Raw genomic sequence first — 15,933 nt, 5'->3', positions numbered from 1 at the left:
ACACGGCACCTTAGGAGGATATTTTCATGAATCGAATGTTTAGGTGGACGGTCGGCTCCCTGCTTGCGCCTGTAACGGGCAATGCTGGGGCAGTCGCAAGTACACTTGGTTTTTTTCTGGCATTTTTGCCGCTGGATTCTTTTCGGATTCCATTATTCATTGCCTTTTCACTTTTATTCCGACTAAATATCATTGCGCTGCTGCTGGGGGCGCTGATTACGACGTTCATACCGAATATGCGGGACCTGCCCGGTATTAAGATGGGCGCCCTGGAAAATTATCAACTGTTTTCCATGATCCAGGAGAGATTTCAAACTTCGGACAGCCTGGCAGCCGGACTTCTTGGCGGTGTTGTCGGGCTGCTCTGTTATTTCTTCTTTCACTGGTTCTATAATCTAGGGCTCAAAAAAGAGGGCGAGAATCAGGACCAGGTGTTCCTGGACCCTGCAAAAAGACGCTGGTCGATCATTATGCGCATGACCATCGGCTTTACGATCCTGATTGTCCTGGTCTCTACCTATTTTATCCAAAGCCTGAATGCCGACCCGGCATTTCCCGGGCTTAAGCTTACTAAAAAGACAGAGGAGAGCGGAATTATCCCGGTCAATGAGCCGCTTGAGAAACAGGCTGCTGTCCAGAAAAAGGACAGCAGGGAGCCGGAACTCCTTGATAAGAAACAAATGAAGACCAATCAGGAAGTGTACGGCTTTTATGTGAATTGGGATAAAAACAGCAAGGCATCCTTCAAGCAGAATATGAATTCTCTTACAACCGTGGTGCCGGAATGGCTTCAGCTCACTCCTGATTTAACCCTTAAAACAAATACAGACATCGAGATTGCTGACAGAGCGAGGGCTTCTGATGTGAAGGTTCTTCCCCTGGTCAATAACTTCATTGATAACAAATGGGACGGCAATCTACTCCACCGGCTGTTTACCACGCCTGGTGCAGAAGATAAGTTCATTGAAAGAATGCTCGCCTATGTAACCATCATGAAATTTGACGGCATCAATATCGACTTTGAGGAAGTCCATGCCAAGGATAGGATGCAATTCACCCAGTTCATGGATAAGGTGTACCGGGCATTCCATAAAAAAGGCCTGATGGTCACCGTGGACGTTCCTCCGGACAATCCAAGCTTCGATTATAGATCGCTGTCAGCTAGTGCCGACCGCATGTTCATCATGATGTATGACCATCATTATTCCATGAGCCGGCCAGGGCCGATTGCGTCCACTCAATGGGTGAAAGAGAAGCTGAGAAAGCTCGAGATTCCTCCCGATAAACTTGTGGTGAGCTTAGGAAACTATGGCTATGACTGGGAGGAAGGCACGAAAAAACCTGCGACGGAGCTTGCCTTCCGGGATATCATGCAGCTTGGAAGCAGAACCGATCTTAAGATCCATTGGCATGAACAGTTCGGCAATCCTTATTTTCAATATAAGAAGGACGGAAAGAACCACATGGTCTGGTTCCTTGACGGAGCCTCTTTCTATAACCAGATGAAGCTTGCGGCCGGAGGCGGCGCAGCAGGGATAGCTGTGTGGCGCCTTGGCTCTGAAGACCCTGCCATCTGGAAGTACATCAATAAGCCGAAGGAAATTCAGGATCCTTCTCGTGCCCTCGGGTCATTGGCAGCCCCTGAGCCTGTCCATTACAGCGGCAAGGGTGAGATTGTGGAGCTCGCCTCCTCCGCCCAGCCCGGGAAACGGAACATCATAGCCGGTCATGACGGCCTGATTCAGACCGGAAGCTATGAAAAACTGCCGAAACCGTATGAAGTGGTGCGGCATGGGAATACCCGCGGGAAGAAGATTGTCCTCTCATTCGATGACGGTCCCGACCCGGCATACACTCCCAAAATCCTTGATATCCTGGACAAAAATGAAATCAAGGGTACCTTCTTCATCATCGGGGAGAATGCCCTGATGCATCCGGAGCTGGTCAAACGGCTGCACCGTGAGGGCCATGAAATTGGCAACCATACCTATACTCATGCCGATATGGCCAAAAGCACGGCTTATCAGACCAAGATGGAATTGAATGCCACACAGCGGCTTTTCCAGGGAATCACGGGCCATTCCATGACCCTCTTCCGCCCGCCATATACAGCCGGATCCAGTCCGCGCACCAGGGAGGAACTGACTCCGATTGAACGGGCACAGGAGTTGGGCTACACGATGGTCAGCAAGGAAATCGATGGCGGCGACTGGAAGGGAATCCAGGGCAGTGACATTGTCGCAGAGGTATTAAAGCAGCTGCCGAACGGGAACATAATCCTGCTGCATGACTCCGGCGGTGACCGCACCAGCACCATCGACGCCCTGCCCGTCATCATTAAGGAATTGAAGGACCGCGGCTACACCTTTACCACTGTCGGCGGCCTGCTCGGGAGGAGCGAGAGCGAAATCATGCCGGCCGCAAACCCTGACAGCCCTTATCTCATTTATGATAAGGCAGTGTTCATGGTCATGAAGGCCTGGCATTCGGGACTCAGTATCCTCTTTTATTCAGCCATATTCCTTGGGATCTTGAGGCTGATTGTCTTCATCTACCTGTCCAGGAAGCAGATCAAACGTTATAAGGCGAAAGAAGCCGACCCCGGCTACACGCCAAACGTCTCTGTTGTGATCGCTGCCTATAATGAGGAACGAGTCATCTGCAAGACCATTCAGTCAATCTTGGAAAGTCATTATAAAAACTTTGAAATCCTGGTGATTGATGACGGCTCTAAGGATGGCACAGCCGCCATCGTGCAGGCTGCTTATGCCGGTCAGCCTCTTGTGAGATTGATCAGGAAACCGAATGGAGGAAAATCCTCGGCGGTCAATCTGGGCTTTAAGGAAGCCCGGGGCGAAATCGTCGTTGCACTCGATGCGGATACACTCATCGCCGAGGATGCCATCACGCTGCTTGTGCAGCATTTCAAACAGGAAAATGTCGCGGCTGTTTCCGGCAATGTGAAGGTTGGAAACCGGAACAACCTCCTGACCAGATGGCAGCATATTGAATATGTGACAGGCTTTAACCTGGAGCGGAGGGCCTTCGCTGCCCTCAACTGCATCACCGTTGTCCCTGGTGCGATCGGTGCCTGGAGAAAAAGTGCCGTTGAGAAAGCCGGGTACTTCCAGGAAGATACCCTTGCTGAGGATACCGACATCACCCTCACTCTCCTGCGAAGCGGCCATCGAATCGAGTTCGAGGAAAAAGCCTATGCCTATACAGAAGCGCCTGAAGACATCAGGAGCCTTGCCAAACAGCGCTACCGCTGGGTGTACGGCACCCTGCAGTGCCTGTGGAAGCATCGCACAGCTCTGTTCAATAAGAAAAACAAATCACTGGGATATGTCGCCCTTCCCAACATGTGGATCTTCCAGTATGTTTACCAGACCATCGCTCCGCTGGCCGATCTCCTGTTCATCCTGGCCTTTTTCAACACAAGACCGGAAAAAGCAGCCATCGGCTTCGGCTTCTTCTACCTGCTGGACTTATGCGCAGCCCTATACGCATTCCGCTTAGAAAAGGAAAGTCCAAGGCCGCTCGTCTCCCTGTTCCTGCAGCGGATCCTGTATAAGCATCTCATGACTTATGTGGTGATTAAATCCATCCTGTCAGCACTGAGGGGAGTCACCGTCGGCTGGGGCAAGCTGAAGCGAAAAGGCAATGCCACCCAGGAGACTTCAATTGTGGAGGATAGGGAGGAAGCTGTTTAGGAAGGTAAATAGTCTGGCGGAAAAAACTAAGCCCGGGAAGAAAAACTTAGTGTTTTTCCCCGGGCTTTAACTGCGGAGTTTTAGAGGGAAGAGCTGCTGGTTTCATTTAAGCCGGATGGCGAGTAAATGGTCAAGTTCGGCGAGTAACTTGGTGATTTCGGCGAGTAAAGGGCATCCAGCTTAGTGCTGCTGCCCACTTTGAAAGTTATATTAGACATTTTTCTTAAAAAATCACTGATAGAAGCGAAAACACAAAAAATCACAAAAACTATGCAAAAAAGGACGTCCGACTACCAGGGCGTCCTCTTTTTAGTTTACATATTACCCTTGTTTTCCTTCTCCGCCTGCCGCACAGCAGCCTTTTCCTTTGCAGCTGTCGAGGCCTGCTGGCCGCGTACGGATGCGGCTGCCCGCTTCGTTTCAGCTGGCTTTGGTTCTGTTGCAGCCAGTTTCTTTTCAGCTGTCACAGGTGCCGCCGCCTTGACTTGAGGCGATGCAGGCTCTGATGGCGGCTTTGTGGCCGCTGGCGTGGAAGCCGGCTTCCTTACAGGTGCCGGTGTTTCTCTGACTGGTGCCGGCGCTTCTTTAACAGGCGTCGTCTTGACTGCTGCGATTATTGGCACTCTTACAGGCGCCGTCTTGACTGCTGGGATTACTGGCACTTTTGCAGCCGCCGTCTTCACTGGCACATTTGAAGCAGTAACCGAGGCTTTTCGGACAGCTGGCTTTCTTGCTGCTGGCTCAGCCTTACTCATAACAGCTGTAACTTTGACTTCTTCCTTTTGTCTGGGTGCTTTAGGTGTCACCGCCGCACGCTCACTTTTAATGGCAGATGTCCCTATTCGAACAGAGGCTTTGGGAGCAGTTTCGGGCCTGCTTTCCTTCCCTTTTGCCTCTGCCACCATCTCTTTCTTCATCATGGGCGGCTGCTTGATTATATCCGCCAATCTCGGCAGCGGCCCTCTTTTCGTAACTGGATCAACTAACAGCGAGTTGGCCACCGAGAACGTAACAGCCCCTGCCACTACCATGGCCAGGGCTCCCTTGCTTATCTTCATTATGTGATTCCCCTTGCTGGTTATGTAGGTTTGTATTCTTTGAGAGAATACGGCGGGGCACCTGGGGGTGTGGGGGTATGAGAAAAGAGATTCCTTTTCCAGACTCAAAATGATAGATTTCTCCTAGAAAGTTCAAATTCTCATAAATGAACCAAAAGAAAAACACGGCTCACCCCAAGCAGTGTTCACTGCACATATTCAATTCAAATTACTCCGTCTTCCCTATCCTATTGTGCACAACACTTTTCGCCGTCTGACTCTTATTCTGCAGCTTATACCGCTCATCCGCCAAAAAGTAATTAATAAGCTTCGTTTCAATATTATAAGTAGCCGATCGGTTAAATCTGTCATGAATAATCAGACTCATTTTGTTTAACGATTTTCTTTCCTGATTATTCAAATGATTCTTCATCCGCTTCCGGACAGCTACCGTTTCACCAATATAGACAGTCGTATGAATATTCAGGAAATAAACCACAGGATAATTAGCATAATACTTATCACTCAAGCTATCTAATGACTCCCTGTTAAAAGGCATAGTCTTTATATCTACCTGGATCATATGTCATTTACCTGCCTTCATGCGCATAGTGAAGTTCATTTATTAACAGGATATTTAATCGCATTCTTCTCCATCTTCTTATGAGCCTCGTCCACCAAATCGATCTCCATTTTGTCCGCCAGCTGCAAAAGATAGATGAACACATCCGCCATCTCTTCCTTAATATTCTGCCTCGACTCCGCTACCGCTTCCTCGCTGCTCCTCCATTGAAAGTTTTCCAGAAGCTCGCTTGCCTCAAGCGAAATGGATAATGCCAGATCCTTCTCATTATGATACTGGCCCCAGTTTCTTTCTTCCCGGAATTGTATGATCTTGTTTATGAGGTCTTGCATGGGTATCCCGCCTAGTTAGTTTTTATGTAAATATATTCTATTTTAGCATTAGGTTCCGCTTTGTTGTATTTATCTAAGTAAAAATCAGTACTGGTGCTAGATGCACACATACAGAAGTGGTAAAAGAAAAAAAGCAAACCCTTCAGGGAATGCCTTCGAAATGTTTACTTCATCTTTGTCAATTATAAGTATATATGACTGGCAGCCTAGCAAATTACGGCGTAAACAACCTCCACTTACCCTCCGATACAACCTCAACCACACCATCAATTACTTTAATAGCCGTATCATCATCCACTGCATACGCCGGCCCCTGCATCCCGGCTGCCCATTTCTCTGCTGCTGCCATCGTGTTATCGGGAAGCATCACGTGTCCCAGATGCGGGAACATGGCAAAGTCGACCAGGCCGAGTGCTTCATCACCACCGCTCGGCGGAGTCCAGCCAACGAAGTCTGCCCCGATGTTAGGAGCCATCACCATGCTTCCCGCACTCATTCCCACATAGACTGAAGGCAGTGAAGGCAGGAGTTCTGCAAGTCCTGACTGTTTCATCCAGTAACTCAGGTAGAGCGCGTCACCTCCCGATACCAGCAGGACGTCCGTCTCCTGCACCACCGGCACCCAGCGGTCTTCATTAAGACTCGGCAGCGCTGTGAGCTCTAATATACCGACAGATTTCCAGCCCAGGTTGACCATAGGATTTTCTTCTTTACCGGTTATGAACTCCCAAGCTTTGACTCCAGGGCCCACCCATGGGTGCCCGTACATCGCGGTTGGAATACACAGGGCATTGGACTCGGCAATCGGCTTGTCCAGCATCTCAACCAGCGCATCGTGTATGCTTTTGTTAGTGACGCCTCCGGATGTAAGCAGTAATTTCATCACTTAATTCCTCCTCTTACGCTTAATTGAAGTTTTACTATTCAGACTATTTAAAAGCAACTGGAGCATTAGGTAAGGGACTGTGCTGTAACTTTATTTTATTTTGGGGACAGCAAGAGTCAATAGGAAATTAAGAAGATTTAAGAAGGTAATACGATGGTTTCTCTCGTAAAAAAAGCAAAGCGCCTGGGCACGGCAGCACAGCTTTTAAATAAAGTTCATCAGCCTTACAGGATAAAATTTGCCTGATACAAAAGCCAAATTGATCCTATATGGCTGCCTTTACTTTAGTATGTGCTGCGATCGATAAAGACCAGGGGTCATCCCAATATGTTTCTTAAATACCTGATTAAAGTATTTTTGATTCTCATAGCCTGACTGCTTACAAATCTCCGATACCTTTAAATTCGTGGTTCTTAACAGTCTCTTGGCATTATTTAGTCTGACCTTTGTAATATATTCAAAGATGGTGCTGCCGCCTGCCTTAGAAAACAAGTTACAGAGATAGGCAGGATTTTTATGGAACAGCTTGCCTAAGTCATCTAAAACAATCGGTTCTTTATAATTGGCGTTAATGAAATTTTTTAAATCGATGATTAGTTTTTCATTATAGGACACATGATTTTCAGTTAAATTAGCAGTGGACTGCCCGATAAATTGTTCCAGCCAAACTTTGATTTCTTCATACGACTGCAGCTGATTTAATTCCTGGTAAACAGAATATCGTTCGCCGCCGCTTTTATTGATTTCATATTCACTTTCGATATATTCAAGGAAATGATTAACGATTTTAAAACAGACGTATTTTGTTTTTTCTGGCGGGAGGCTGTTCTGCTGGCAGTTTAGAAAAACAGTGTCGATGAAAAGGTTCATGCCAGTAAGAAGGTCTGGGCCTTTTCCATTAAAATATGCATCAACTTTTTCAATAATCCGGTTATCAAAGGAAGTATTGAATGTTTCTAATTCTTTATAATGAGTTATTAATCTGTTTGAAAAAACACCATTTTTCAACGCTTCTTTTGCTTCACTATAGGCTTTCTTTATGTTTGGAATCGTTCCATGAATATTGCTTACCCCGACCACGGGCCTTATGTTCATAACATGAAAGAGCAATGATATAAGATCATGCATAAGGGTATTTCCAGGCTCTGAATCAGTGTTTGAAATCATGATGACAATTTCGCTGTCAATTGCATAAACAAAGTGCTGTATCTTCGTATTTTCCAAATGGCTTTTTATACATTTTATGGACGCTTGAATTTTTTCTGCGGCATTTTCATTTTCCCAGTCAATCCCCTTCAATCCGATGTTTAAGAAAGAAAAGCTTTGCAGCTTTTGATCGTTGTCAGGCTCAGCAAATCTTTGGCCCAGTATGTAATCAAGAACACGCTTTTCTTCTAAAACCGATTGATATTCATTCATCCGCTGGGCTGCACTTTTTTCATTTTTTATCTTTTCCAGTTTTAAAACGGCAGTTTTTATAGAGTGAATGATGGCTTCTACTTCAATAGGTTTAACGAGATAGTCGACCGCCTGGAGCTGGATAGCCCTTCTGGCGTAATCAAATGTTGAATACCCGCTGATAATGATAAAAACCGTATCAAGATTGAGAGCTTTTGTTTCTTGAATCAAATCCAGACCGTTTAATTTTGGCATTCTTATATCCGCTAACACGATGTCAGGCTTTTTATCCATAATTTCTTTTAGTGCCTCTTCTCCATCAGAAGCAGATCCTGCAATTTCAATCTGATGCTCCTGCCAGTTAACTACTGATTTTAAGCCTTCAATTACAATCTTTTCATCATCAACAATCAAAAGTTTATACATATTAGAAAACTCCTTAAAAATTGTCATGGATGATTTCATCATTCTTTTGGCCCGCCTTAAGATAAACAGTAGTTCCCTTCCCTATTTCACTTTCAATCTTTAATCCGTATCCTTCTCCATAATAAATCTTCAATCGTTCATTGATATTTTTTAAAGCATACCCACTTTTATCGCCATCTGCTGCCTTCATGTCAAAACCCTTGCCTGTATCACGAATAATGAAAAGCAGCCCTTCCTCGATCCTGGTGCCTTCAATTATAATCGTACCGCTTTCCTGATGTTCCAGGCCGTGGTATACCGCGTTTTCCACAATGGGCTGTAACAGCAATTTAATGATGCTTTCTTCCATGATGTCAGGTTCAATCTTAAATGAGTAGTGGATTTTATGGTCAAAACGGATATTTTGGATATCCAGATAACTTTTAACTTGTTCGATTTCATTCTTTACCGAGGTAATATGATTTCCATCATTTAAGGTCAGTTTAAAAATCTTTGACAAGTTAATCGCAATTTGGGCAATTTGTTTCGCTTTTGCTTTCTCTGCCATCCAATAAACGGTGTTCAGCGTATTATATAAAAAATGCGGATTTATGTGGCTCTGCAAGGCTAAGAGTTCTGCTTCCTTTTCCTTGAGCTGTGATTTATATAACCTTTGTGTCAGGTCATTATTCCAATTATAGAGGTGCACAATCTGATTCCCGATCTCTCCAAGTTCATCTTTATTATTAAAATCAATACCTGCTATTTTGTCCCGTTTTTCCATTTTTTCTACAACTGTGCGCAGCATACTTAACTGATTAGTTATTCTCCTCGTGATAAATAAAGCAAAAATCAGGGAGATGATTAAGGTAGTGACCAATATGGATATGGTTACCAATCGAAGCTGGTTAACCTCGCGGACTATATTTTTATACGGAATGATACTCACAACATCCCAATTTGTTTTCTTGTTTGTATGAACATTAAAGAAATATCGAGTTCCATTGATCATTTTTTTACTTGTTCCGCCCCTCTCCCGGTCTTGAATAAACTCGGCTATCTGAGAGGAAGAGAAACGGTTGCTGCTTGAAAACAGAATTTCATCATCATCCACTATTAAAATATCGCCTGGAGGATTACTCTTTCTGAACATATCCTCAAAATATGAACGATCCAGATTGATCAGGACAATCCCATTTTGCTCCTTCGTCCCAAGATCCCGGATATTTCTTCCGTAAAGTAAAGATGGATTACTATCTTTCACGAGTTTAAATCACTGCCATTCAGCCATTCACCCTGCCACTCGCTTTGCAGTAAACGCGGATAAATATTGGACTTTTTAACTTCTGAATAGATGTCACTCTTCATATTCCGTTCCCCGCGGTTCACTTTCAAAAAGCCGTGATTGTCATTCCCAACGTAAATCGCGTTGATATAAGGGTTATTTACCACAGTAATATTATTCAAGTTTTCCAGAGAGGACGTCTCTAATCTGTATAATTTTGCATCCGTCTTGTTATAAGTTAAATAAGACTGTATTTCATTTGAAAGAAAGATATCATTCGATAAATTTTCCACACTGCTTCCGAAAGCATCAATATTCCAGTCGACAATCGTTAAAAAGTTATCAATCGTTGTAGACACTTTACTTTCTATTACTTTACTAAAGTAGATGAACGTTAACGGACCAATCACAAGTAAAGGAATCAGTGCTGAAAACAGTGCCAATAAGATAATCTTGCGCTTAATTGGAGAGTCGATGAGTCTCATGAGTTTGGCCATTAGGTATCTCCAGTTTAAAATTTTTCATTTCCTCTTATTCAAAATTATAACTCATCACTGATTCATTTTTGGCCGCTTTCAATACTTTTCTTAGATAAAAAGAGGCACTTCCCCGCTGGGAAGCCCTTCAACAAGATAATATTTATGCTCCTGGCATTGGAGTGGCTCTGAAGGCATTCACAGCCTTATCCATAACAACCTGTGCATCACTTCCTGAATCAAGAATCGAATTTTGAAGCGATTCTTTTTCTACCAGTACGGTTGTTACGGTCACCGGCTCTGATGCTTCGGTTGTCAGCAAAGCTTCTACTTGCGCAGAGAAACATGAATCACTTACCTTGGCATGAACTTCTGTAGCCACAACATGATTATTAGAAATATAATTTCCATTTCCCGATACAACGCGGATGATTACAGGTGTAGCTCCAGCCGGCTTGATGTTCCCAGTATTTATTACTTCAGAAAAGTGATTAGCCATTACAGAATTATGATGACCGTTTATAGAGAGAAGACCATACACATCGTCTAAGCCATTGTCTATTCCCTGGAAAGGAGTCCAGGGTTCATGATCACGTAAAAAGTGATTGGAAGAAACCAGGTTCTCTGAACAATTTCCACTTAGCACCACCATTCCTGGATAAAATGAATGCAGCCGATTATTTGTGATGCTGGAGCGTGTTACACCTTCCAGATAGATACTGCTCGCACCTCGTGGAAAGATATTGTTCGCAGTAATCAAGAGTCCGCCAAAATTTTGAGCGTAAATGGAATATCCTTTAAAACCGGCTCCGATCAGGTTATCGGTTATTTTCGAAGCCTGGCCCCAGCCCCTCAGTTCTATGCAGTTCCCGCATTCAGCGATAAAATTATTATGAATCGTCAGGGCATCTCCATGATAAATTGTAATTCCATGCTCTAAATACACAAGCCCCATGCCTGTAATCCGAAATGAGTCACAGGCACTCCCTACATAAATACCTGTCTTCCCATTCGTGTATGTGTTTTCCGGATTTGTCTCTCCTGAGCCGTCATCGATAAAATGCAAACCATCAATACAAAAGTCAGCAAACTCCACTGAGCTTATCCGGGGATTTCCACTTCGTTCCACATAAAAGGCGGCTCCTTTATGTTCCTCGTCATCTGCACCCAGGGGAATATCTACGAGTATGCGGCTTCCGCCCGGCCACAATTCATGCAGATCTCCCCATTCATTCTCAGGAGTGTTAAACCGGATGCTCGAAGAGGTAAATCCGTGCCCTGAACCCATGATTTTTAGAAAACTGATGTCGATCACTACTTGACTGGCAATACGATAATCTCCCGGCGGAATATAAATCACCGCACCCGGTTTTCCGCCCTTATTTACATCACTGTCCATCTGCCTGCTTTTTATATCGGCGATCATACTGTTGATGACCTCACCAATATCCACATACGGATTACCCTCAGGCCACTCTGTTACATCGTAATAATTTTTACTGGCCATCCTCATTCTCCTATCCCTTTAGTATTTGTTCATCAGTGCTTTTCCCGCAGCTATCTCACTCATAAGGATAGTCTGACAGGGACTTTAATTGATAGAAGTCTAAAAAAATCAGAGTCGCGGTCCCGCCATTTGAAAACAATTCCAAACCCCTGCCTGTTGAGTCTGGAAAAACGAGATTGGTTATGGCCGTATCCCCATCATTAGCAAAAACCTCTATCGAAGAACGATCTATGAGAATATGGAATTTTATGCGCTGGTGTGGAGCTTTTACCGATGCACGGTCAAGAGATGGAAAGAATTCATTAAAAGAGGTTTCACCCGAGTTTCTCCGGTCGATATACATCTCCTCTTTTTCAGCATCATAGCCGATCACTGTTTCTGTTTGATCTGACTTAAAGACTTTTATTCCAAACTCTTTTGCAGCCTGGAACTCAAACTCTGCAATGATTTCGCAGGAGGTTCCTTGAAGGTCTGCCAATATATCTCTATGGGGTGCCAGCGGCTGATTCTCCATATGGGTATGTTCGTCACGGAGATTTTTCAGTTCTTTTACCGGCTTTTGAATCAACAAGTCCTCAGATGTCAAAAATAGTTCACGCGGAAGCGTCATAGCTCCCCTCCAACCTACAGTCGGGGTTTCATTCGCATATCTCCAATTGCTCATCCAGCCTATATAAATCCTTCTGCCATCGGTGGTGTCTGACCAGGTAACTCCAGCGTAATTATCTTTGCCGCTGTCGAGCCATTTTGCGGTGTTATCCGAAGAGGAAACAGTAAAGCTGCGGCCGTCAAAATCGCCAACAAAATATTGTGTTCTGGAACCATAAGGACTGTCGCCATGACTTATGAGCAGAACCCATTTCGTTTGCCCCGGATGCCCTTCAATCCCCAGTTTAAATAAGTCAGGGCATTCCCATACTCCAAAGCTTTCTCCTCCGTGAATGAACTTTCAAAATGCCAATCCTTTAGATTAGGAGAGCTGTAGATTTCCATACAATCCCCGGCTGCCAAAACCATGATCCATTTATGGGTTTCTTTATGCCAGAACACCTTTGGATCACGGAAATCAATTTTCTCCTCATTTACTAAAACCGGATTATGATGATATTTTGTCCACGTCCTGCCTTTATCCTGACTGTAGGCAAGGCTTTGCCGCTGCCGTGGTGTCTCTGAGTCCGGAGGGGTATCATGATGGGTGAAAATGGCCACTAACCCTGGTTTCCCATTAAAGAATCCTGAAGTATCCTTCCAATCGACAACCGCACTGCCAGAGAAAATCATTCCGTTCTCATCAGGCGCCAGCGCCGTCTCCAGGTGCTCCCAATGAACGAGATCCGAACTCGCGGCGTGCCCCCAATGCATCGGACCCCATTTGGTGCCAAAAGGGTGATACTGATAGAACAAATGATATTCTCCCTGAAAATAGACCAATCCGTTCGGATCATTCATCCAATTATGCTGGGGAGTAAAATGATAAACTTGCCGGTATTGTTCTTTATACACTGCAGACTCAGGCTTTAACATGTTGATGTCTCCCTTCCGAGTTCAATAATTGCTCCACTTTTTCAAGTGAAGGCATGCTGGGGATTCCCCCCTTTTTTGTGACTGACAGCGCCGCAACGATATTGGCAAATCGTGCCATTTCAGTCACTTCATGCAGCTTCAATTGAGACGGATGAACGTTAAACTCGATGACTTTATGGAGAATCCCTCCTACAAACGCATCACCTGCTCCCGTGGTATCTACGGCTTTAATCTTCATGCCGCCCACTTTTCCAAAATCCTCTCCACGGCGAAAGATGCAGCCACCGCTCCCGGTTGTGACGAATAGTAAGGATACTTGATTTTCTTTCATTAAATAATCTGTTCCCTCGCGAAGCTCCTTTCCTCCAGCAAGCAGGTAAAATTCTTCCTCTGACAATTTCACAATATCCGCTTGCTGAAGTCCTTTTTTCATCATGACTCTGGCATGATTTTCACTCTTCCATAATTGACTCCGATAATTAGGATCAAAGGAAATAATCTTTCCCATCGCTTTGGCATGTTCTAACGCTGCTAAGGATGCCGTCCGGGCCGGCTCATCTGTTAATGAAAGGGAACCGAAGTGAACGACTTTTGACTGATGGAGGATTTCGGTATCCACTTCCTCCGTCTGCAGCATCATATCTGCACCAGGGCTGCGATAAAAACTGAAGGAGCGATCTCCCTCTTCATCTAAGTGAACAAAGGCAAGGGTAGTAGGAATTTCGTTAGAAAAACTTAAGCCCTTCGTATCCACTCCACTGTCTATTAATACCTTCTGAAGATACTGTCCAAAAGAATCGTTCCCAACCTTCCCGATAAAGGCCGTCTTTCGCTTCAATTTAGCCAATGCCGCGAGTACATTCGCCGGGGCTCCGCCAGGATTCCTGACAAAGGAAACCTTCTCCTCATCAGTATTTTTCGTTTGAGTAAAATCGATTAATACCTCTCCAATAGCTGTTACATCAAACATGCGCCTACCTCACTCCGTCATTTAGGTTATTCTTTTACCGCTCCCAAAGTCATGCCGCTTACAATATGACGCTGTACGAAAAAGGAAAAGATCATAACAGGCAGACTGAATGAAATGGCCGCAGCTGTCATGGGCCCTAAATCCAGATTATAAGCTGTTAAAAATTCTGAGATTCCTACTGTCGCCGTTTTGGCATTCGTACTGGTCATGAGCAGCGAGAACAAGAAATCATTCCAGGCTAACATAAACGTAAAGATAGCCGTCGTGGCAAGGCCGGGAAGTGATACAGGAAGAATGATCCGGATAAAGGCACCAATCCAGCTGCATCCATCCACCCTTGCCGCTTCATCAAATTCCTTTGGAATCGAGTCAAAAAATCCGATCATCAGCCATATCGCAAATGGGACATTCAAGCTCGTATAAACCAGGATCAAGGCAACATGGGTGTCAATCAGGCCCATACTTTTTACAATCATATACATTGGAATCGCAATGCTTATCATGGGTACCATTCTGATTACCAGCGTAAATAGCAAAAAGTAGCTTCCTGTTATGGAAGAAAACCTGGAAATCCCATAAGCAGCCATTGCGCCAAAGAATACGCTTAAAATGGTGCTGATCCCCGCCGTTATCAAGCTATTAAAAAAGTACTTCCCTATAGGCAGGTACTCGAACATTTTCCGGTAATTTTCGAAGGAAAATTTCGAGGGCCATAAAGTCGGCGGTACAGTCACTGCCTCGGTGGATGGTTTCAATGATGTTAGCAGCAGATAGAGATACGGCCCCAGGAATAATAAAGCCAGCAAACAGGTGGCAGCCAATACAATCAGCGACCATAGTTTATGCTTGAATTTAAAACCGGCAAAACTAACTGGTTTTTCAACCATTGTTTCTTTTAATGGCATTTGAGTCATGATCCTTTTCACCTCTCCTTATGAATGCCTTCTCCTGGGTGACCACATTTTTGAAATGAAGAAAGAACTCAGAACTAATAAAATAATGATAAAAATGACGGCCATCGCACTGGACTGCCCCACTTCTCCATACCGTGTCAATGTCTTATACATATAGGTACTTAGGAGCTCGGAGGAAAAACCTGGTCCTCCCTGCGTCAGCACCCACACAATATCAAAGGTCCTCGCAGCATCAATGATCCGGATTAATAAAGCGACAGTTGCGACCGGAATTATAGAAGGAAACGTAATGTAACGGAACTTCTGCCATCTATTGGCCCCATCCATATCAGCAGATTCATATAAACTGACCGGAATGCCCTTAATGCCGGCTAATAGAACGAGCATCATGAAAGGCGTGGTCAGCCAGATGTCTGCAATAATGGCAGAATAAAGGGAAAAACGGGAATCCGATAACCAGAGTATCTGGTGCGGATCGGAAAGAAGCCCCAGCTTATAAAGTCCCCAGTTGATAATGCCGAATTGATCATTCAGCATGAATTTCCAGATCAGCCCGGTAACCAACGGGGCCAGCATAAGGGGGCTTAACAGCAGGGTCTGAATAAACCGGCTTCCTTTAAATGCATTACTTAGAAGCAAAGCAAGAACCAGCCCTAAGATAAACTCGACACCCACAGCCACTCCTATATATACCACTGTGTTCCATAGGGCTTTTAAAAAGCGTTCGGACGTCAGTGAGTCTATATAATTTGCAAAGCCGACAAACTCCCGTATTGCAGGATTAATGATATCGATCTTATAAAAACTGTCTTTGATTAAAAGAAAGATGGGATATAGCAGAAACACAGCATGAAGCTTCCTGCTGGGAGGAAAAAGAGTGCCGATAATGCCCCATTTCTCAGT

Annotated in this window: 13 protein-coding genes and 1 pseudogene; 1 reads left to right on the top strand and 13 read right to left on the bottom strand. The window is 44.7% G+C overall.

What is annotated here, in order from left to right:
• Positions 1-26: 26 nt before the first annotated feature.
• Entirely contained in the window at positions 27-3,713 is a 3,687-nt protein-coding gene (locus tag V1501_RS02700; RefSeq protein WP_409291324.1) for a glycosyltransferase, read from the top strand.
• Positions 3,714-4,027: 314 nt separating this feature from the next.
• On the opposite strand, the gene V1501_RS02695 is transcribed toward V1501_RS02700, so the two are convergent.
• The 13 genes and pseudogenes from V1501_RS02695 to V1501_RS02635 all read right to left on the bottom strand — a co-directional run bounded on the left by V1501_RS02695 (position 4,028) and on the right by V1501_RS02635 (position 15,876).
• The gene (locus V1501_RS02695; RefSeq protein ID WP_409291323.1) at positions 4,028-4,771 is read right to left on the bottom strand and encodes a hypothetical protein; all 744 of its coding nucleotides are present in this window, start codon (positions 4,769-4,771) and stop codon (positions 4,028-4,030) included.
• A 208-nt stretch (positions 4,772-4,979) separates the two neighbouring features.
• Entirely contained in the window at positions 4,980-5,279 is a 300-nt protein-coding gene (locus V1501_RS02690; RefSeq protein ID WP_409291322.1) for a GIY-YIG nuclease family protein, read from the bottom strand.
• A gap of 89 nt (positions 5,280-5,368) precedes the next feature.
• Positions 5,369-5,665, bottom strand: coding sequence for a nucleotide pyrophosphohydrolase (locus V1501_RS02685; RefSeq protein WP_409291321.1), 297 nt, complete (start codon positions 5,663-5,665; stop codon positions 5,369-5,371).
• Between the two features lie 214 nt (positions 5,666-5,879).
• A complete protein-coding gene (locus V1501_RS02680) occupies positions 5,880-6,548 on the bottom strand; it encodes a Type 1 glutamine amidotransferase-like domain-containing protein (protein WP_409293224.1) in 669 nt (222 codons plus the stop codon).
• 282 nt (positions 6,549-6,830) lie between these two features.
• On the bottom strand, positions 6,831-8,375 hold the full coding sequence (locus tag V1501_RS02675; protein WP_409291320.1) for a response regulator: 1,545 nt from the start codon (positions 8,373-8,375) through the stop codon (positions 6,831-6,833).
• A 13-nt stretch (positions 8,376-8,388) separates the two neighbouring features.
• Complete coding sequence (locus tag V1501_RS02670) at positions 8,389-9,618, bottom strand: sensor histidine kinase (RefSeq protein WP_409291319.1); 1,230 nt, start codon at positions 9,616-9,618, stop codon at positions 8,389-8,391.
• Positions 9,615-10,136 (bottom strand): hypothetical protein, encoded by a 522-nt coding sequence (locus V1501_RS02665; protein ID WP_409291318.1) that lies wholly within the window; start codon positions 10,134-10,136, stop codon positions 9,615-9,617. Before V1501_RS02665 ends, V1501_RS02670 begins: the two co-directional genes overlap by 4 nt.
• Positions 10,137-10,278: 142 nt before the next feature.
• Positions 10,279-11,622: a NosD domain-containing protein gene (locus V1501_RS02660; protein WP_409291317.1), complete on the bottom strand. Its 1,344-nt coding sequence runs from the start codon at positions 11,620-11,622 to the stop codon at positions 10,279-10,281.
• 55 nt (positions 11,623-11,677) lie between these two features.
• Positions 11,678-12,232, bottom strand: a complete 555-nt coding sequence (locus tag V1501_RS02655; RefSeq protein WP_409293222.1) for a GH32 C-terminal domain-containing protein — start codon at positions 12,230-12,232, stop codon at positions 11,678-11,680.
• A 3-nt stretch (positions 12,233-12,235) separates the two neighbouring features.
• A pseudogene (locus V1501_RS02650) lies at positions 12,236-13,071 on the bottom strand (glycoside hydrolase family 32 protein); the annotation flags it as partial.
• Between the two features lie 61 nt (positions 13,072-13,132).
• A complete protein-coding gene (locus tag V1501_RS02645) occupies positions 13,133-14,116 on the bottom strand; it encodes a carbohydrate kinase family protein (protein WP_409291316.1) in 984 nt (327 codons plus the stop codon).
• A gap of 26 nt (positions 14,117-14,142) precedes the next feature.
• Positions 14,143-15,030, bottom strand: coding sequence for a carbohydrate ABC transporter permease (locus V1501_RS02640; protein WP_409291315.1), 888 nt, complete (start codon positions 15,028-15,030; stop codon positions 14,143-14,145).
• Positions 15,031-15,048: 18 nt separating this feature from the next.
• Positions 15,049-15,876, bottom strand: a complete 828-nt coding sequence (locus V1501_RS02635) for a carbohydrate ABC transporter permease (RefSeq protein ID WP_409291314.1) — start codon at positions 15,874-15,876, stop codon at positions 15,049-15,051.
• Positions 15,877-15,933: the final 57 nt, after the last annotated feature.

It is taken from the genome of Paraperibacillus esterisolvens (genome assembly GCF_046237625.1).
In the GTDB taxonomy this organism is placed as follows: domain Bacteria; phylum Bacillota; class Bacilli; order Bacillales; family DSM-1321; genus Paraperibacillus; species Paraperibacillus esterisolvens.
Note: the sequence above shows the minus strand (reverse complement) of the source record. Positions and strands in the feature narration are given on the sequence as shown.